The 18,898-nt window shown below is 41.7% G+C and carries 16 protein-coding genes; 12 read left to right on the top strand and 4 right to left on the bottom strand.

What is annotated here, in order from left to right:
- Nucleotides 1–176: 176 nt before the first annotated feature.
- The 3 genes from R2Q66_RS22875 to R2Q66_RS22865 form a co-directional block, all read right to left on the bottom strand.
- Nucleotides 177–1,682, bottom strand: coding sequence for a malate:quinone oxidoreductase (locus tag R2Q66_RS22875; protein WP_316753595.1), 1,506 nt, complete (start codon nt 1,680–1,682; stop codon nt 177–179).
- A 522-nt stretch (nt 1,683–2,204) separates the two neighbouring features.
- Entirely contained in the window at nt 2,205–2,576 is a 372-nt protein-coding gene (locus tag R2Q66_RS22870) for a nuclear transport factor 2 family protein (protein ID WP_316753593.1), read from the bottom strand.
- A gap of 449 nt (nt 2,577–3,025) precedes the next feature.
- Nucleotides 3,026–3,892 carry a DUF808 domain-containing protein gene (locus tag R2Q66_RS22865; protein WP_316753591.1) on the bottom strand — a complete coding sequence of 289 codons (867 nt, stop codon included), beginning with the start codon at nt 3,890–3,892 and terminating at the stop codon, nt 3,026–3,028.
- 426 nt (nt 3,893–4,318) lie between these two features.
- On the opposite strand from R2Q66_RS22865, the gene R2Q66_RS22860 reads away from it, so the two are divergent.
- Both R2Q66_RS22860 and R2Q66_RS22855 read left to right on the top strand, forming a co-directional pair.
- The gene (locus R2Q66_RS22860) at nt 4,319–5,152 is read left to right on the top strand and encodes a DUF6266 family protein (RefSeq protein WP_316753589.1); all 834 of its coding nucleotides are present in this window, start codon (nt 4,319–4,321) and stop codon (nt 5,150–5,152) included.
- Between the two features lie 164 nt (nt 5,153–5,316).
- A complete protein-coding gene (locus R2Q66_RS22855; RefSeq protein ID WP_316753587.1) occupies nt 5,317–6,684 on the top strand; it encodes an NAD-dependent succinate-semialdehyde dehydrogenase in 1,368 nt (455 codons plus the stop codon).
- A gap of 56 nt (nt 6,685–6,740) precedes the next feature.
- On the opposite strand, the gene R2Q66_RS22850 is transcribed toward R2Q66_RS22855, so the two are convergent.
- A complete protein-coding gene (locus tag R2Q66_RS22850) occupies nt 6,741–7,172 on the bottom strand; it encodes a hypothetical protein (protein ID WP_316753585.1) in 432 nt (143 codons plus the stop codon).
- 356 nt (nt 7,173–7,528) lie between these two features.
- On the opposite strand from R2Q66_RS22850, the gene R2Q66_RS22845 reads away from it, so the two are divergent.
- From R2Q66_RS22845 to R2Q66_RS22800, 10 genes are all read left to right on the top strand, one after another.
- Nucleotides 7,529–8,287 (top strand): polysaccharide biosynthesis/export family protein, encoded by a 759-nt coding sequence (locus R2Q66_RS22845; RefSeq protein ID WP_316753583.1) that lies wholly within the window; start codon nt 7,529–7,531, stop codon nt 8,285–8,287.
- Between the two features lie 14 nt (nt 8,288–8,301).
- Complete coding sequence (locus tag R2Q66_RS22840; RefSeq protein WP_316753581.1) at nt 8,302–10,611, top strand: GumC family protein; 2,310 nt, start codon at nt 8,302–8,304, stop codon at nt 10,609–10,611.
- Between the two features lie 94 nt (nt 10,612–10,705).
- Nucleotides 10,706–11,260 carry a UpxY family transcription antiterminator gene (locus R2Q66_RS22835; protein WP_316753579.1) on the top strand — a complete coding sequence of 185 codons (555 nt, stop codon included), beginning with the start codon at nt 10,706–10,708 and terminating at the stop codon, nt 11,258–11,260.
- A 7-nt stretch (nt 11,261–11,267) separates the two neighbouring features.
- On the top strand, nt 11,268–12,746 hold the full coding sequence (locus tag R2Q66_RS22830; RefSeq protein ID WP_316753576.1) for a lipopolysaccharide biosynthesis protein: 1,479 nt from the start codon (nt 11,268–11,270) through the stop codon (nt 12,744–12,746).
- Nucleotides 12,743–13,912, top strand: a complete 1,170-nt coding sequence (locus R2Q66_RS22825) for a DegT/DnrJ/EryC1/StrS family aminotransferase (protein WP_316753574.1) — start codon at nt 12,743–12,745, stop codon at nt 13,910–13,912. Before R2Q66_RS22830 ends, R2Q66_RS22825 begins: the two co-directional genes overlap by 4 nt.
- 56 nt (nt 13,913–13,968) lie before the next feature.
- Nucleotides 13,969–14,826: a glycosyltransferase family 2 protein gene (locus tag R2Q66_RS22820; protein ID WP_316753572.1), complete on the top strand. Its 858-nt coding sequence runs from the start codon at nt 13,969–13,971 to the stop codon at nt 14,824–14,826.
- Nucleotides 14,820–15,932: a glycosyltransferase gene (locus R2Q66_RS22815; protein WP_316753570.1), complete on the top strand. Its 1,113-nt coding sequence runs from the start codon at nt 14,820–14,822 to the stop codon at nt 15,930–15,932. Before R2Q66_RS22820 ends, R2Q66_RS22815 begins: the two co-directional genes overlap by 7 nt.
- 16 nt (nt 15,933–15,948) lie before the next feature.
- Nucleotides 15,949–17,163, top strand: coding sequence for a DegT/DnrJ/EryC1/StrS family aminotransferase (locus R2Q66_RS22810; RefSeq protein WP_316753568.1), 1,215 nt, complete (start codon nt 15,949–15,951; stop codon nt 17,161–17,163).
- 12 nt (nt 17,164–17,175) lie between these two features.
- Complete coding sequence (locus tag R2Q66_RS22805) at nt 17,176–17,781, top strand: sugar transferase (protein ID WP_316753566.1); 606 nt, start codon at nt 17,176–17,178, stop codon at nt 17,779–17,781.
- Nucleotides 17,778–18,869, top strand: a complete 1,092-nt coding sequence (locus R2Q66_RS22800) for a glycosyltransferase family 1 protein (protein WP_316753565.1) — start codon at nt 17,778–17,780, stop codon at nt 18,867–18,869. Before R2Q66_RS22805 ends, R2Q66_RS22800 begins: the two co-directional genes overlap by 4 nt.
- Nucleotides 18,870–18,898: the final 29 nt, after the last annotated feature.

The following is an 18,898-nucleotide window of genomic DNA, read 5'->3' as shown; positions in this document are numbered from 1 at the left end:
TTCTTTGTGATTAGTTTTCTCTATAATATCCAAAACTATCAAAATGTTTTAGTTAAAAAACCCGCCAGGCCATCAAACCGGGGTATGATCAGCTGATTTGACAAAACCATGTATAAAAAAAGGACTTTCGGTTTTTACACCAAAAGTCCTTTCCATTTATATTTTAAATACCGGCCTTATTCTGCGTCGCGCAGGTTTAAAGTTTTCGTGGTATTCGATCTGATTTCTTCTGTCATTTTCACGTTGTTACTCAATGCATGACCATAAGAAGGAATCATAGCACTTAGTTTTTTCTGCCATTCTTTGCTTTTCACCTGATCACTGAAGCAACGCTCCATCAAAGTAATCATGATAGAAACCGCAGTAGAAGCACCTGGCGAAGCACCAAGTAAAGCAGCGATAGAACCGTCAGCAGCAGTAACTACTTCTGTTCCGAATTCTAAAATACCGCCATGTTCTTCATCTTTCTTGATCACCTGAACACGCTGACCAGCAGTTTCCAGCTCCCAATCTTCCATTTTGGCCGTTGGTAAATACTCTCTTAAAGCAGTCATACGGTCTTCCGGAGATTGACGTACCTGGTTAATTAAATATTTTGTTAATGGCAGATTATCTAGTCCGGCAGAAATCATCGGACGGATATTGTTTACTTTAATCGACATAGGAAGGTCCATTAAAGAGCCATTTTTAAGGAATCTTGTAGAAAATCCAGCATAAGGACCAAAAAGTAAGGCTTTCTTACCATCGATCATTCTGGTATCTAAGTGTGGCACAGACATCGGTGGCGCACCAACCGAAGCTTTACCATATACTTTAGCATCATGATTGGCAATGACATCCGGATTGATACATTTCAACCATTGTCCACTTACCGGGAAGCCACCAAAACCTTTACCTTCAGGAATACCCGATTTTTCTAATAGCGGCATAGAGCCACCACCAGCACCGATGAAAACAAATTTCGCTTTCACCACCTGCTTATCACCTGTGTAAAGGTTTTTTACTTTCACATCCCAAAGCCCGTCTTTTTGCTTTAGTTTTTTTACATCATGGGAGAAGTGCATGTTTACACCATCCATTTTCTGAAGTGTATTGAACATCATTCTGGTTAAGGCACCAAAATTCACATCCGTTCCCATGGTCATTCTTGTCGCAGCAACCTTTTCTTCCGGATCACGTTGATCCATCACTAAAGGCATCCACTTTTTCAATTGCTCCGGATCTTCAGAATACTTCATTCCTTCGAAAAGAAGGTTTTCCTGTAACCTGTCGAAACGTTCACGCAAAAACGCAACATTTTTCTCTCCCCACACAAAACTAACGTGTGGAATGCTCTTAATAAATGTTTCGGGTGATCCTACCAGGTTATTATTAACCAGGAAAGACCAAAACTGCTTGGATACTTCAAAAGATTCTGCAATTTCGATAGCTTTTGCAGTTTTTACTGAACCATCCGCTAATTGTGGCGTATAATTAAGCTCACAAAATGCAGAATGCCCGGTGCCGGCGTTATTCCAGGCATCAGAACTCTCTGCCGCAGCAACATCCAGTCTTTCAAAAATTTCTATGGTGATATCCGGCTGCAATTCTTTGAGTAATACACCTAAGGTGGCGCTCATTATCCCTGCTCCAATCAATACAACATCCGCAGTTTTTTCCGAATTACTATTCTTACGAGTCATTTATTTGAATTTTTATGCAAAAATACAATACCTTATCAAATAAACCCTACAAAAACAAGATGTTTTAACAAATATTTACTTCAATTCTTTAAAGTTTTTAAAAACGGCACGAAGAAATGAGGTAAAGCAGCAGGCAATTACCCGGATTTCCGGTTAAATTTTCATGCGTTCTAATTTTATTACCTGTATTGACAGCTCGATTTCTTTTAATCTGGTATAATTCACACAAAGAAAAGTCAGAATATTGATGTTTTACCCGCTCATTTGTTTGTCATTTTTATATGACCTGCCAAATATAATTTGGGACGACTCTCAGTCATACTTAAATCTCGTAAATTGTATCCTTATTAATGACAGATTTGGTCCCGGGATAGCAGAGCGGAGTTACAGTGAAACACTAAGGTAAGCTAACCAGGGTTTAATTCCTTCGGGTGCTGAAGAAGATTGTCGCAGTTTTGCATAAGTACTGTAAAACATCCACATACGCCATATATTGCGGCGGTAAAACCTTACACTGTCATCCTATTCTTCAAAATTATCATAGTAAGAGAAGTCTTTTGTGATTTTTCCATTTTCTATGGTGAATATCACACAAATAGGCAGCGTAAACGCTGAGCCATCAGCAGCGGTTCCAGAAGAAACAAACTCTACAATCACATGGTGATCACCGGAAGGATAAATCTGTACAACTTCATCTTTTAAATTCGGAAAAACACTGTTAAGTTCAGCATATCGCTTACTAATTTCCTTTTTACTTTGCTTAACAACTGATTTGCCTATTGCAGGATCTTTAATTTCAGCGGAATCCGAATACAGATCAGCCATCTTATCCCATTCATGTTTGTTGAAATGATCAAAATACGTTTTAACCAATTCTTGATTTTCAATATTCATATTATCTACTTTTTTATCTTCACATGAAGCCAGGATTCCAGCTATCAATAGGATTAACATTAATTTCCTCATCTATTTTAAATTAAATATAGTTTTAGTATCGACAACACAATGTTAATCAGCAGTGAATCAGGAATATTACAAAAGAAAAACACGCTCATTCAATGGATTAACTAAAACACAAGTTAATAATTAAAATCATTATTGTTAATTATATTAAACAATAAATACGTCGTAAGTTTTAACAAGAAAAAACAGCCTGAATCAGATCAATGAAAAAGCGTCTATAACCGGCTTAATATCTGGCTAACCAGACATCATGTTTCAGACATCAAAAAATTAATTGCCTGGCATATCAGATAGAAAACATCGTAGGAAACGAATAGAAATGCTGTTAGTTATTTTAAATAACTAACAGCCAATTGTAGAAACGGTAAAATTCAATTACTTTATCTCTTCAACAAAGACATCACTTTTTTAGTACCTGTTACCCCTGCAACTACAATTAATCCGGCAACAAATCCCATCAACGCTTCTTTAATCATCGAAGGCATGCCCGGGAACAAATGGTGTAAAAAGTCAATATTATGAACAAAGATTCCGCCGGAAACCAAAATCAAGGCAATGGTTCCAACAACACTTAAAATCCTGATAATCAAAGGCAGTGATTTTACCAATAACTTTCCAATGTTGGCAAAAATTCCTTGATCATTGGAACGTTTGATTAAGTTGTGACCAACATCATCCATTCTTACAATCAATGCAACAATACCGTAAACACCAATGGTAGCCAATAGTGCAACAACGGAAACCGTCAAAATCTGTATCGGTAATGTTTCTGTTAAAACCGTTCCGAGTGCAATAATTACGATCTCTACCGAAAGAATAAAGTCGGTGGTAACAGCCGATTTAACCTTTGCTTTTTCCGCTTCATTAGCATCCTGCTGGACCGCTGCAATCACTTCATGTCCTTCCTTTGGATGGTGAAAAAAGTATTCTACAATCTTCTCCACCCCTTCAAACGCCAGGTAAAATCCTCCTAAGACTAAAATTACTTTTATAGCTATCGGAAAAAACGCACTGAGTATGAGAGCAATGGGAACAATAATAACCTTGTTGATTAAAGAGCCTTTAGTGATTGCCCAAAGCACAGGTAATTCACGGGAAGACAAAAAACCAGTGGCCTTTTCTGCATTTACCGCCAAATCATCACCTAATATGCCTGCTGTTTTTTTCGTCGCAATTTTTGCCGCAACCGACACATCATCCATTAAAGCAGCAATGTCATCTAAAATCGCAAAAATACCTGAAGCCATATTTATTTATTTAATAAGGCCGCAAATTATAAATACGATTTTGAATTATAATAAAAACAGCGGTATATATTTATTTAAAAACAATTAGTCTCCACCGCCAGCAATCAAATCATTCATAGTTAACCTGAACACACAACAGGTTGAGCTTCGATCTACACTATTGTCATAGAAAAACCTTATTGCAGTCAACTTGCCTCCGTACTGACACTTATATTATCAGGGCCTCCTTTCGTCTTCGCTTGGGGGTTGATAGGGCCTAATCAGGCCAACAGCCCTACTAACCTCCTTAAGACCAGCACCTAATTTTCTTTAAATGCTTAAATAAATCTGAGTTCAGTAGCAGGATATCCCGAAGACAATGACTACCTTCCTCGCGTCCACATCGGACAATACCTAACTCAACCTCAACCCCTTAACCTCTCTAATATGGCAATAGCTTCAAACGGCCCACAGGGCCACCTTAACGGAAAAGTAGGCAATCTTGTTTTTTACATGCTCAATGGGCAGCCTGTAGTACGCTTAATCGGCAGAAAAGGGAAACCGAGTACGCTTCAACTGGCCAATTATCAGGAAATGGCCGTCACCACCAAACTACTGAGCAAAATGGGCGGTTTTATTAAACTCGGTTACGGTTTACAGGCCAGAGGAACAGTACATAACGCACACAATCTGGCCACCTCTTACCACAAAAAACAGGCTTTAACCGGCGTATACCCCAATATCAGCATCGATTACAGCAAGGTAAAGGTAAGTCAGGGCCAGATGCCGGAAACCGCAGGTTTAAGAATCGAAAAATTAGCCGGCGGACTGGAGATCAGCTGGGATCCAACAGCTACTCACGATTTACAACACAACGACAGCGTGATGGTCATGATTTGTTGTCCGGAAAGCGGGAAAGACAGGGAATATCTGAACATAGCCAGAAGATCTGAGGGAAAATGTTTCATTCCGATGTATGAGGACGTATTGAACCAGCAAATAGAACCCTATATCGCCTTTATTTCTGCGGATGGAGAAAGGGTATCCGACAGTGTTTATCTGGGGAATTTGAACGGTGCAGGTAAAACCCAAACCGAAAAACAACAGGAAGAAAAATACAAGCAGGTAAAAACCAGGTTAGATCAGCTGGAAAGCAGTTATTTGGGGCAGTTGAAGGAGAACCACGGCCTCCGCAGCAATACCAAGGCTTTTAAATATTTAGAAAAAGAATATAGAACACTTCAAAAACAACTGGAACACTTACCCGGAAAGCCGGGCTAATCACCTGAATAGAAAAATTCATCTATTTTTAGCATAAATATTTTTACAACGACAAAAATTAACTATCTTACCCTATAGTTACAGGAGATTCATGCCCCAAAAATAACAAAACAAATCGCCCTGTTTATTTGCTGTTATAATTAAGATTAAAAAAGCGGAAAAGTATGATATCAGTGAACCCTACGAATGGAAAAACGATCAAAACCTATATAGAAGATACAGAAAAGCAAATCAATGGAAAAATAGAAAAGACACATGCTGCCTGGCTAAAATGGAAAGAAACCCGTTTTTCTGTACGGGCAGAATACCTTAGAAACGCTTCGGCAGTGCTTTTAAAACGAAAAACTGAACTGGCGACCTTAATGGCCAAAGAAATGGGGAAACCGATCCCCGCAGGAATTGCCGAAATTGAAAAGTGTGCAGCAGTGTGCGATTTCTATGCGGCTAACGGGGCTGCCTTTCTAAAAGATGAAATCATCCCCACAGAAGCTAGTAAAAGTTATGTTAGCTTTCAGCCATTGGGCGTTGTATTGGCCGTAATGCCCTGGAATTTTCCCTTTTGGCAATTGTTCCGTTTTCTGGCTCCTGCACTGATGGCGGGGAATGCGGGCGTATTAAAACACGCTTCCAATGTTAGTGGTTGCGCATTGGCGATAGAAGACGTAATCAAAGAAGCTGGCTTTCCTAAAGATATTTTCAGCGTACTCCTGATCAACAGTAAAATGGTGAAACAAGCCATTGCACACCCTTTTATTAAAGCAGTTACCCTGACAGGAAGTACCGAAGCAGGAAAACAAGTGGCACAACAGGCAGGTTTTCATTTGAAAAAAACCGTGCTTGAACTGGGAGGAAGCGACCCTTACCTCGTTCTGGCAGATGCTGATCTCGAGCAAGCTGCTGAAATCTGTATGCAAAGCAGGCTCATCAATAATGGCCAAAGCTGTATTGCCGCAAAAAGATTCATTTTGGTTAAAGAGATAGAAAAAGACTTTTTAAAGATCTTTCTCCGTAAGATGCAGTCCAAAGTGACCGGAGATCCTTTTGACACCCATACTGACCTCGGTCCTATGGCCAGAAAAGACCTGCGCGATGAGTTACACCAACAGGTAACAGACAACATCAAAGCCGGTGCAAAATGTATTCTTGGTGGAGAAATCCCTGATTTTAAAGGCGATCATGCTTTTTATACACCAACAATTCTTACCGGAATAAAAAAAGGAATGCCTGCCTGGCAGGAGGAAATATTTGGCCCGGTAGCTTTAGTATTCAGTGCCAAAGATGAAGAAGAAGCGATCAAAATCGCGAACGATAGTCCTTTTGGATTAGGCGCCGCCGTATTTACAGCCTCCAAAGCACATGGTGAAGAAATTGCTGCAAAGAAACTAAACGCAGGATCCTGCTTTGTCAATAGCCTGGTGAAATCTGATTCGAGATTGCCATTTGGTGGAATCAACCAAAGTGGTTATGGTAGAGAGCTCAGTTCTTTTGGCATCCGCGAGTTTGTGAACATCAAAACGGTATATATTCAGTAAAAACGATACCTATTCTATAAGTCTGAGGTCAAAAGAAACATTTCAACGCAGGGGATTTAGGTTTGGTTCCACCTTGGCAACTGTCCATAAATCCCCTGATAGATTTGCAGAATTTTCGATTTCATCGTTGCCGGTAAATCCTTGTTCTTATGGTCGTAAGTAACATACCAATGAATGTGTAACGCTTCGATGTCCTCGATCATCATTTGAACAGGCCATGAGTTCTTCCGTTCAATCTCCCCAAACTGGAAACCATTCAATAAATTCTCTCGCAGGTCATCTTCTATATCCGTATTGATCTTCAAATCTTTTGATTTTTCCGGCGGACCGGATTTATTAATGTAAACCAGCTCTACCCTCCCCTTTCTTAAAGCATAAACAAGGTATAGCCCATAATAATGAGCTTCTACATTGCAGACTTCTACTAAACTATCGGTTGCCTGAAAAAAGAAATTGCCCTGCTTGTATTTACTCAATTCGTCAAACATAAATCTAAATAGTTTTGAAAACCGATCATTTTTTCAATCGCGTTAACCTAATATAAAAAAATTGGGATCATCTAACAAATTAACCCATTAAAGGAGTAAAATAAATAAACACCTGTTGTACTCTTGTAAATCCGGCCTGTACAAACTGACCATAATACTCCTGGTTTGAGTATTTATCCAGTAATTTTCGAGTATTTACCCGCTCCATTCCGAGTACTTTATTGTTAACAAACCTGCTCAAATTAACAGTTTTCCTACAAATCACAAAAACCATATATAGCTGACTTTTAAATAGATAACTTTAATCTACCTTAAAAAAAAGGAAGAATTAATTGTTATACTTCAGCCGTATCCTCATGAAAAAAAGACCCTACATCCTGGTACTATTTGCCCTGTTGATCAGCGCATGTGTTCCTCAAAGAGACCTGGTTTATTTTAGCGATTTATCTGAGCTCGCAAAAGATCAGATTAACGCAGTTGAGGCAGAAGTTAAGATCCAGCAAGGGGATCTGCTGAGTATTTCAGTAAACAGTTTAAGTCCGGAATCTAATGAATTATTTACCAGAATAACATCAAAAACAAACACGGAAGAGAGCCGAAGCGGGCAGAGTTACAGGGTCGACCATCAAGGGATGGTCACCCTACCCGTGATAGGTAACTTAAAGATAGAAGGAACCACGATTGATGTTGCCAGAAAGTTGATCACCCAGTCACTTAGCCAATTTATGAAGTCGCCGATTGTTGAAGTACAGCTACTAAATTTCAAGGTAACAGTGATTGGGGAAGTCAACCAACCCGCTTCCTTCACCGTAACAGGGACGCAGCTCAATCTGCTGGAAGCCCTTGGTATGGCAGGCGATATGACCGTTTACGGAAAACGTGAAAACGTATTGATCATCAGGCAAACTGATGGCATCCGTAGCATGGTACGTCTAAACCTGAACAAAAAAGATGTTTTCCAGTCGCCCTACTTTCATTTGAAACAAAATGACATCGTCTATGTAGAACCCGACAAAGCAAAAGAAAAAGAATTCAGTCCGAACAACCGTGCCCTGCCTATTATTACGGCTTGTATCTCGGCCGTTGCAGTGCTGATTACCGCTTTAATCCGCTAATAAATCTCAGCATCATGAACAGCAACGCTTCTTTTCAACCGACAAGGCTGCCCGAAGACTTCAAGGTTTCGATCATGAAATACCTGAAATACTGGTATGTCTTTCTAATCAGCATTGTGGTTAGTCTGGCCGCCGCATTTATCTATTTGAACACCGCAACACCAAGCTATAAAGTGAGCAGTACACTATTGGTACAGGACGACAAAAAAGGCGATGGTGAGCTTAAGGGCAGTGCTTTTAACGACCTGAACATGTTTCGTACAGATAAAAAAGTAGACAATGAAATGGAAGTGCTTCGTTCCAGAGACCTGATTTACAAAGTACTAAAAAGCCTTTCTTTAGAAACGTCCTATTTTCAAAAAGACAAATGGAAAGAGAAAGAATTATATGATGCTCAATTGCCGGTCAAAGTAATCGTGATTACGCTGAGTCCAGTTGCTTATGAGAAAAAGATTGCCATAGCCCCATTAAATGACCACAGTTTTTACCTGATCGAAGGAGATCAAAAATGGTCATTTGACTATGGAAAAGAGATTAAAAGAACCGGTTTTCACTTAACCATTGAACGCGGCCCTGCCTCTTGGGAATCTACGGAACCGATCCGCCTTAAATTCAACAACCTATACAATATGGCTGAAAGCTACAGCTTAAAAAAACTCAGCGTTTTACCGGTGATCAAAGATGCCAATACCGTGATCCTCAGTTTACAGGATGCAGTTCCTCAACGTGGAATCGACATTCTGACCACATTGATTAAAACCTATAATGAAGAAAATGTAACCAGAAAAAACATCATTGCAGTCAATACCATCAACTTTATTGACAAGCGACTGGCCTATCTGAGCAAAGATTTGTCCTTCGTAGAACAGGATGTAGAGCGCTATAAACAGGCGCATATGGTGACCGATCTCAGTGCTGATGCCCAGGCAAATGTGATGAAATCCGGAGAATATCAGCAATTAAAAGCCAATTCTGAGGTGCAACTCCGGGTGATTGAGTCTTTGCAAAACTATCTATCTCAACCAGACAACCAGTTCAGCATGGTGCCTAGCTCCTTAACCATCAACAACCTGACCTTAAACGAATTGAGCAGCAAATTCAATGCAGTACAACAGGAAAGGAATCGGATGTTGCGGACTTCAAATCTGAATAACCCATTGGTGCTCAACTTAACAGATCAATTGAATACTTTAAAACAGAATATCGTAGAGAACCTACAAAATATTAAACAAGGGATGATGATTGAACGGAATAACCTGGCTTCGATGTCTTCGCAATTCAACCAGAAAATCCGCTCTGCACCGGTTGTAGAAAGAGGTTTGCTGGAAAGAAGCAGAGAACAGGGTGTAAAAATGAGTTTGTATCATTATTTACTGCAAAAAAGAGAAGAAACCACGCTTTCCTTATCGGGCACGGTGCCCACATCACAAGTGATCGACCAGCCAGCCTATCATTCTATTCAGGTTTCGCCCAAAACGCAGCTGAGTTATCTTTTTGCTTTCTTTTTCGGATGTTTTATTCCCGCAGCAGTTATTTACAGCAAGTCATTCCTCAACAACAAGATCACCGATGCCAAAGACATCGAAGCCTTAACCGGTGTTCGCTTACTGGGCATCTTGAATCACGTTTCTGAAAAGGAAAAGAGAATATTAGAAAATAACAGCAGGACAACCATTTCAGAACTTTTCAGGTACATCAGGAGCAACCTCCATTTTATGAGCTCCGGATTACCTAATCAGGTGTTACTTGTCACCTCCTGTATGCAGGCAGAAGGGAAAACTTTTTTCAGTTTAAATCTGGGAATGACACTTGCAGCAGTTCAAAAGAAAGTGGTGTTATTAGAATTTGACCTGCGAAAACCAGACCTGCTGGAGCGCATGAAAATGAGTCCGGGTCCGGGAATCACGGAATACCTGAAAGGGGAAGAAATCGAGCTGAGAAAACTGCTCCGGCCTTCAGGGATCTCGCCAAACCTGTATATCATTGGTTGTGGACAGCCACCAGATAACCCCTCAGAAATGTTGTTAAATCCGGAAATCGGCGCATTGATCCGTCAGTTAAAAGAAGAATTCGACTATGTGATCATGGATACCTCCCCCGTTGGGCAGGTGGCCGATGCCTTCAGTCTGGCCCACTATGCTGATGCCAGTATTTACCTGGTCCGGTATAATTATACGGACAGATTCCACCTCAACATCCTCCGGGATATCTATGAAAATGGAAAGCTGAACAACCCCATGGTCGTTTTTAATGACGCCAAAAATGACCACAAACAAAGCTACGGATATGGTTATACCAGCTATCCCCTGCGATTAAAAAGTTAACATTCAAGAACCTCTTTTATGCAATAAACACTGCTACTCATGTAACTGAGGTGGCGAAGCTGTACCCAACACACTTTTTTTCAACGTTTTCATTATGGAATTACATGACACACACCATGCGCTATGGCGCAAACAATGGCTGGTGGTTTACACCCGTCCCAGATGGGAGAAAAAGGTAGACCGTTTATTACAAATACAAGGCATAGAATCGTACTGTCCGCTTAGAACAGTAATGAATCAATGGGCAGACCGGAAAAAGCAAGTGGCCCTACCCCTGTTTAACTCCTACGTTTTTGTCCGCATCAATGAACGCGAGGCATATAAAGTAAGGCAAACACTGGGGGTCGTAAACTTCGTTTATTATATGGCCAAACCCGCAGTGATCAAAGATCATGTGATTGAAAAAATAAGAGAATATACCCGCAACTGCCCCGATGTAGAAGTGGTTAGTCTTCAGGAAATCAATAGCGGCGACCGGGTCAGGGTTAAAAAAGGCCTGTTTTTCGATCAGGAAGGAACGGTAATCAGAGTTCAGGGCAAAAATGTGATCCTGGCTTTTGATCATTTGAACTGTGCATTGGTCAGTAATTTCCCCCTCAGCAATGTGATGTTAAACACGATACATACCGGCCCCATCTCCTACAATTAACCGACAGATGAAACGTCCAGCGATCAGGAAAACACATGTTCCGATGGAACTGAGGAAAAGAACGATCATTGGAGTAGCCTGGTCCCTGGGGCAACAGTTCAGCACCAAAATACTGAACTTTTCCATTACCATTTTGCTGGCCAGAATTCTGGCACCGGAAGAATTTGGCCTGATTGCCATGCTGACGGTATTTGTGTCCATAGGTTATGTGCTGATGGATGGTGGATTAACCTCCTCCCTCATCAGAACGCCCCATGCGGATCAAAAAGACTACTCCACCGTCTTTTATTTTAACCTTGCCGGGAGCCTGCTGATTTATGGACTGTTCTTTTTCATCGCCCCCCTGGTTGCCCGTTTTTATGAACAGGAAGCCCTAACGGCCATACTCCGGGTTTATGGAACAGTGTTGATTTTAAACGCTTTTTGTGCCGTTCAGAACACGATTCTGACGAAGGAAATGAATTTCCGGCGACAAACCCAGATACAGCTTCCGGCTGTCATGATTAGCGGTCTGGCGGGTGTTTTTCTGGCAAAAATGGGTTACGGGGTTTGGAGTCTGGTCTGGATGAATGTTTGCAATGCCCTGCTAACCATGCTTCTATTTTGGATCTGTTCTCCATGGCGGCCTTCTCTTTTACTGGACCGGGAGCGCCTCAAAGTGCATTTCAATTTCGGTTATAAGATTGCGCTTTCCAGCATTCTGGACAGCCTGCATCAGAACATCTATACCATGATTATCGGGAAATTCTACCCACTGAACACCCTTGGATTTTATTCCAGGGCCGAAGCAATGAGTCAGTTGCCAATTGTAAATCTTTCTTATGCCATCAATAAAGTCACTTATCCGATGTTTACAGAGATCGTCGAAGATGGTGTGAAACTGAAAATGATCTACCGTAAAATCATGCAACAGGTGATTTTCTGGAATGCACCGATGTTGATTTTCTTAAGCATCATTGCCCATCCGCTGTTCCGGTTTTTACTGGGAGAAAAATGGTTACCGGCAGCTCCTTACTTCCAGCTCCTTTGTCTGGCGGGAATACTATATCCACTCCATGCTTACAACCTGAACATCCTCAAGGTTAAAGGTAGAAGTGATCTTTTCCTCCGACTGGAAATGATCAAAAAAGGAGTAAGTCTGCTGGGGATTATTTCGGTGATTTCCTTTGGGATATATGGTTTACTTTATTTTCAATTGTGTTTCAATTTTTTAGGATACTACCTCAATTCTCTTTACAGTGGGAAGCTGATCAATTATCCGGCAAAAGAACAAATCACAGACCTGCTGCCCATTCTGACCATTGCCATCCTGACCGGTGCTGCCTGGTACTTTCTGGACCACTGGATTTCAGGCATCATCCCACTTAAAGACTGGCTGAGAATCGGGATCACCGGCACACTTTACGGCAGTACATACCTCTTCATCAGCACAGTATTTAAGGTAAGCGCCATAACAGATTTCAAACAATTAATCTTCAGAAAATGATTCCGGTAACCAAACCTTTTCTTCCGCAAATGGAAGATTTCAACCGTTATGTCAGCAGCATTTGGGAGCGTCAATGGCTCACCAATAACGGGCCGCTGGTCAATGAATTAGAGTTAAAACTTCAGGAATACCTGAACATCAAACACCTGCTCTTTGTGGCAAATGGCACACTGGCGCTTCAATTGGCTATTAAAGCATTGGGTGTCCGCGGAGAAGTGATCACCACCGCTTTTTCATATGTCGCAACCAGTAGTAGCATTGCCTGGGAAGGTTGTGTTCCTATTTATGTAGACATCGATCCGGAGACTTTCAACATCGATCCTGCTAAAATTGAAGCCGCAATTACCGGAAAAACCAAGGCTATTGTGGCCACACATACCTTCGGAAACCCCTGTGATATTGATGCGATTCAGGCCATTGCCGACAAGCATAAACTGAAGGTCATTTATGATGCCGCCCATTGTTTTGGCACCATGTATAAGAACAAATCGGTGTTTGCCTATGGCGATATCAGTACGGCTAGTTTCCATGCCACCAAGCTGTTTCATACCATTGAAGGTGGTGCCGTTTTCAGCAAAGACCCCAACCTGCTGAAAATCCTGGCGGGGATGAGAAACTTTGGCCATAATGGTCCGGAAACCTTCGACAAGAGGCCGGGAATCAATGCCAAAAACTGTGAGTTTCATGCCGCAATGGGCTTATGTAATCTGGAACATATGGAAGAAATTCTGGAACGCCGCAGAACACTTTCTTATCATTATTATAAGCGTTTGAAAAACTTTAAAGTCAGCTTTCCAAAGCTGAATGATAATCTGGATTACAATTTCGCCTACTTCCCTGTGCTTTTTGAAACAGAAGAACTCTTGCTGCTCTGCATGAAAAGGCTGGAAGGTTCCAAAATATATTGCAGGCGATATTTTTATCCGCCATTGTCGGCCCTACCTTATGTAATCAAAACAGAACTACCTGTTTGTGAGGACATTTCCAGAAGAATGCTATGCTTACCACTTTACCATACCTTAAATACTTCGGATCTTGACCTGATCTGCCGCATCCTGTGGCGGGTACAGAATTACCAGGAACCCGTGGTGATTAACAAGAGAAAAATCAAAATTGACATTAGCAACCGACACATCAATCCCATCAACGGGCATTCTTTTCCTTAATGATTCCTTTCAGCCTTCTTTTCTCAAATGACAACTTACCTCCTGAAATCTTAAATATGGACACTCAAAAAGACCTGTTGGTCAGCATTTGTTGTATCACGTATAACCATGAAGAATACATTGCTCAGACCCTGGCAAGTTTTCTGATGCAGCGCTATAATTTTCAGCTGGAAATCATTATTGGCGAAGACTATTCTACCGACAATACCGCTAAGATCCTCGACTATTATCAAAAGAAACATCCAGGCCTGATCAGGATTGTACGCGCCGGAGCTAATGTTGGTTCCATCAAGAATCAACTCCTGACGATGAAAGCAGCGAAAGGAAAATATATTGCCATGTGCGATGGAGACGATTTCTGGACCGACCCCCTGAAACTGCAAAAACAGGTAGACTATCTCGAAAGTCATCCGGATTATGGCATTTGTTGTCATTATACCCGGGTAATCAACGAAAAAGGCCAGACCGTTTACCTGCATCCCCGGCCCGAAAGTCTGGAATTTGATTATGAAGATCTCCTGCTGGGGAAAAGAGAAGAAACCAGAATCTGTTCTTTAATGATCAGGAATGACGAAGAAATCAGGTCTATCGGATTACAGGATTGGTATCATAAAAGCTACGGTTCTGACACACTTTTCAAACTATACGCGCTCCGGAGCGGTAAAAAGATTTACGTTATTCCGAAGATAATGGCCTGTTACCGACTCCATAGCGGAGGAATATGGAGTATGATTGATCCGAAATTGAGAAAATCAAGAATGATCAGCGACTTCAATCTGATGATTCATAATTTCAAATACAACGCTTATCAAAAGAAAGCGCTTTTGAAAATCTACCTGTATCAATACCTGCTTTTTGACTTACGTTATTTCCGGTTTAACCAGGCCGCTCAAACCATCCGCTCCTTATGGTAAATCAAACTCCTCAAAAGTTATTATTTGTGATCAATTCTTTACATGGTGGTGGCGCAGAAAGAGTACTTTCCAATCTCGCCAATTACCAGGATCAAAAAGGAAATGAGGTACAAATTGTCTGTCTGAATGCCACGATTCCGGCCTATTGGCTGGCTCCGGATATTGTAGTCCATCACCTGATTGAGGAAGGGCGAAAGCCTGGTTTGCAGCATCGTGTATGGAATGCGGTGTTGGTATTTACCCGGTTATTGTCTTTATTACAAAAAGAAAGGCCATCGGCTGTGGTCGCTTTTATGACCTCCGCTAATTTATGGACTGGCCTAACCTGTAGCATTTTAAACATCCCGTATATCGTATCTGAACGCATTGCCCCTGCTCTAACCATTCAAAAGTTCAATCCCCTCCTGCGCTGGATCACTTATCTTCTCTATAAAGGGGCAAAATCGGTGGTATTACCTTCAAAAAGCATGGCTGAGGGATGGCAGAAAACCAGACATTTTAAGCGACTCAAAAACATTGAAATCATTAACAATTCTATTACCATTTTCCCCAAACCTCAAGACCAGCCAGTCTATCCCCATCGTTTTATTTTGGCGGTAGGCAGGCTCGCCAGTCAAAAAGGCTTTGATGTACTAATCAGCGCATTTAAAAGGGTTGATGAAAGAAACCTACACCTGTTAATTTCCGGTGAAGGTGAGCAACGTGAGGCCCTGGAAGCACAAATTGAAGGCCTCGGATTAAGTCAGCGGATTAAACTGATTGGCTTCCGGGAAAACATCCATGACTATTACCTGCAGGCGGAAATGTTTGTGCTTTCCTCCAGAAATGAAGGTTATCCGAATGCCTTGCTGGAAGCCCTGAGTTTAGGATGCCCCTGCATTGCTACGAATTGCGAATACGGCCCGGCAGACCTGATTGATCACGGAAAAAACGGCCTGTTGATTAAACCTGAAAACATTTACCATCTGGCTGCCGCCATGAATCTCCTCAGTAATGACCCGCTTTTAAAAGCCAAAATAGCTGTCAATGCCAGAAAAATACAGCTGAGTAATGCTATGGAAAACACGGCTGAAAAATGGACAGTGCTATTCCAGCACCTCGACTGACCTTAAACCTTGTCTTATGAAAATCGCCTTTTCTCCCCCATTTATTGACCAGAATGTAATTGACGAAGTGGTAGATACGTTGGAATCCAAATGGATTACTTCCGGTCCGAAAGTGCAGGCATTGGAAGCAGAAATGACAAAACTTAGCCAGTGTAAAACATCAGTCTGCGTAAACTCCTGGACTTCCGGGGCCATTATGATGTTGAAATGGTTTGGTGTTAAAACGGGTGATGAGGTGATTATTCCTGCTTATTCTTACTGTGCGACCGCTTTATGCGTGTTACATTGCGGGGCAACACCGGTCATGGTAGACATTTCAGACGACCTGACGATTGACCCTGCCGCGCTCAAAAAAGCGATTACTGAACATACAAAAGTGGTGATTGCAGTAGATATTGCCGGTTTACCCGCCAAATATCAGGCGATAAAAACGATTCTGGTAAGTCGGCCGGTAAAACAATATTTTCATCCTTCTTCCGAAAAACAGCAGGTATTGGGTAGGATTTTATTGCTGGCTGATGCCGCACATTCTATTGGTGCCAGCTATAACGAACTTCCGGCAGCGCTAAAAAGTGATGTGACGATCTATTCTTTTCATGCCGTGAAAAACATCACTACGGCAGAGGGTGGTTGCATTTGTTTAAACCTTCCCGCTGCTTTCAACCATCAGGAAGAATATAGGTATCTGAAGATATTTGCGCTAAACGGACAGAATAAAGATGCCTACACGAAGTCTAAGGGTGCAAACTGGAAATATGACATCCTTTATCAGGGTTTAAAAATCAACATGCCAGACATTTGTGCGGCGATCGGTCTGGCACAAATCCGGCAATACGAAGACCTGTTATTGCCTTCCAGAAAACACATTGCCCTAAAATATTGCAGCCATTTTAACCGCCATAAATGGTTTATCGCGCCTACACTGAAGGACCAGACCAGAGAGTCTTCTTACCATATTTTCCCCCTCCGCATCCAGGGGATTGATGAAGCAGAAAGAGACGCCATCATCGATCAGCTGGTAGAATTGGGGATCACCGTAAACGTACATTTTATCCCGATGCCTATGCTCAGTTTGTTTAAGCTGCTCGGTTACCGCATCGAAGATTTTCCAAATAGTTACCGCCAATATGCCTGCGAAATCTCCCTTCCCATCTATCCGCAATTGCTGAGGGAAGAAGTTGATTATATCATTAAATCAGTGATCGCAACCGTCAATAACATGTTGAGATAAAAATACAAGCTCATGTCTCCGAAACGAATCTTTGATGCCTCAATTTCTTTTCTGCTCATCTGCTTACTCCTTCCGGTATTTTTCTCGATATCGGTATGGATCTGGCTGGATTCGGACGGAAAAATATTTTATGCTCAGGTTCGCATCGGAAAAAGAAAACAGCCATTCTATGTATTGAAGTTCAGAACCATGCGGGAAGGATCGGATCAAAAAGGGCTGCTAACTGTTGGAGACAGGGATTTTCGGATTACCAGGGCCGGTTACTGGTTGCGAAAATATAAAGTAGACGAGTTGCCGCAATTGTTTAACATCCTGCTTGGAAAAATGAGTTTTGTAGGGCCGAGGCCGGAAGTGAGCAAATATGTAGCGCTATACGACCGCCAACAACAAAGGGTGTTTAGTGTAAAACCGGGCCTCACGGACTGGGCTTCCATCCAGCTCATGAATGAAAGTGAGCTGCTTGCCAATGCCGCTGATCCTGAAAACTTTTACAGAACCACGCTGATTCCCATGAAAATCCAGCTTGCTTTAAAATACATCGATCATCAGAGTTTATGGACAGACCTTAATATCATAATAGACACCCTTAAATGCATTTTAAGAAGTCTACCCCAATGAGAACATTGAAAATCCTTGACTGGCCTGCGCAACGTTTTAACTCCGAAAGTCACCCTTTACATAAATGGAGAACCGGACTTAGAGAAAGCGGCATCCTACTGGAATTTTTTGATGATCACCGAAATGAGAAACTCCGGAACAGTGATTTTCTTTTGATACATTCCCGGTATTTCAGTGCTGGCTGGCAAGACATTCATCAACGCAATGCAGAAAATGAACAGGAGTTATTGTTGTTTCTTTCGGAGGTCAAAAGAAGTACCGGAAAACTGATCTGGTTTGATGCGGCAGATTCCAGTGGATCATTTGATTTCCTGCTGATGGATTTTGTGGATGTCTTTTTGAAAAAACAGTTACTGAAAGACCGGAGCTATTATACCACAACCAGTCAGCAAAACAACCTTCGCATCTGGCTGAATGATTATCCGGAAAACACGAAAACTTATGCCTTTGAACCTTGTCCGAAAGCACACCTTTCCAAACTGAAACTGGCCTGGAATATCGGATTAAATGATTACCGTTATTTTGGTTTTAAAACCGCCAGACTCAGCAATTACCTGAGTTACTACCTGTATCCTTTGCCATTTAGCCCTGTAAAAAAAGCACGTCCCATCGACCTTAGCTTTCGGGGAAAACTCCCTCGACACCAGTCGGATCAAGACCCGGAGGGCGCCTTATCTTTACAGCGCCAACAGGTTTTCCGCTTATTAGCAGAGATAGATCTGATGAAATCCGGAGTAGGGAAACTGACGAAATCCAGGTATTGGGAGGAAATGAGAAAGTCGAAAATCAGTGTGAGTCCTTATGGCTGGGGAGAAATTTGTTACCGGGATTTCGAGACATTTATTGCCGGTGCTATTTTGGTAAAACCCGCTATGGAGCACCTGCAAACCTATCCGGATTTATACCTACCCGGAGAAACTTATGTGCCGCTTCGCTGGGATATGGCGGATCTGGAAGAACAGATTTACCTGATTAAAGACCAATATCCGCATTACTGCCAGATTGCAGAAAACGGGGCATCGCTATACCGAAGTTCCATCCATGATGGCGAAGCATTTATCAATCGTTTATTGGAAATTCTTGAATAACAAGGTTTTCCAAAACACCTCAATTCCGG

It is taken from the genome of Pedobacter gandavensis (genome assembly GCF_032677645.1).
GTDB classification, from domain to species: Bacteria; Bacteroidota; Bacteroidia; order Sphingobacteriales; family Sphingobacteriaceae; genus Pedobacter; species Pedobacter gandavensis_A.
This window is presented reverse-complemented; position numbering and strand designations above follow the sequence as displayed.

Coding starts and splice junctions, on each gene's coding strand:
- R2Q66_RS22845 (WP_316753583.1), top strand. CDS start 7,529: ATGAAAAAAAGACCCTACATCCTGGTACTATTTGCCCTGTTGATCAGC.
- R2Q66_RS22805 (WP_316753566.1), top strand. CDS start 17,176: ATGTCTCCGAAACGAATCTTTGATGCCTCAATTTCTTTTCTGCTCATC.
- R2Q66_RS22850 (WP_316753585.1), bottom strand. CDS start 7,172: ATGTTTGACGAATTGAGTAAATACAAGCAGGGCAATTTCTTTTTTCAG.
- R2Q66_RS22855 (WP_316753587.1), top strand. CDS start 5,317: ATGATATCAGTGAACCCTACGAATGGAAAAACGATCAAAACCTATATA.
- R2Q66_RS22810 (WP_316753568.1), top strand. CDS start 15,949: ATGAAAATCGCCTTTTCTCCCCCATTTATTGACCAGAATGTAATTGAC.
- R2Q66_RS22820 (WP_316753572.1), top strand. CDS start 13,969: ATGGACACTCAAAAAGACCTGTTGGTCAGCATTTGTTGTATCACGTAT.
- R2Q66_RS22870 (WP_316753593.1), bottom strand. CDS start 2,576: ATGAATATTGAAAATCAAGAATTGGTTAAAACGTATTTTGATCATTTC.
- R2Q66_RS22815 (WP_316753570.1), top strand. CDS start 14,820: ATGGTAAATCAAACTCCTCAAAAGTTATTATTTGTGATCAATTCTTTA.
- R2Q66_RS22860 (WP_316753589.1), top strand. CDS start 4,319: ATGGCAATAGCTTCAAACGGCCCACAGGGCCACCTTAACGGAAAAGTA.
- R2Q66_RS22875 (WP_316753595.1), bottom strand. CDS start 1,682: ATGACTCGTAAGAATAGTAATTCGGAAAAAACTGCGGATGTTGTATTG.
- R2Q66_RS22835 (WP_316753579.1), top strand. CDS start 10,706: ATGGAATTACATGACACACACCATGCGCTATGGCGCAAACAATGGCTG.
- R2Q66_RS22825 (WP_316753574.1), top strand. CDS start 12,743: ATGATTCCGGTAACCAAACCTTTTCTTCCGCAAATGGAAGATTTCAAC.
- R2Q66_RS22840 (WP_316753581.1), top strand. CDS start 8,302: ATGAACAGCAACGCTTCTTTTCAACCGACAAGGCTGCCCGAAGACTTC.
- R2Q66_RS22830 (WP_316753576.1), top strand. CDS start 11,268: ATGAAACGTCCAGCGATCAGGAAAACACATGTTCCGATGGAACTGAGG.
- R2Q66_RS22865 (WP_316753591.1), bottom strand. CDS start 3,892: ATGGCTTCAGGTATTTTTGCGATTTTAGATGACATTGCTGCTTTAATG.
- R2Q66_RS22800 (WP_316753565.1), top strand. CDS start 17,778: ATGAGAACATTGAAAATCCTTGACTGGCCTGCGCAACGTTTTAACTCC.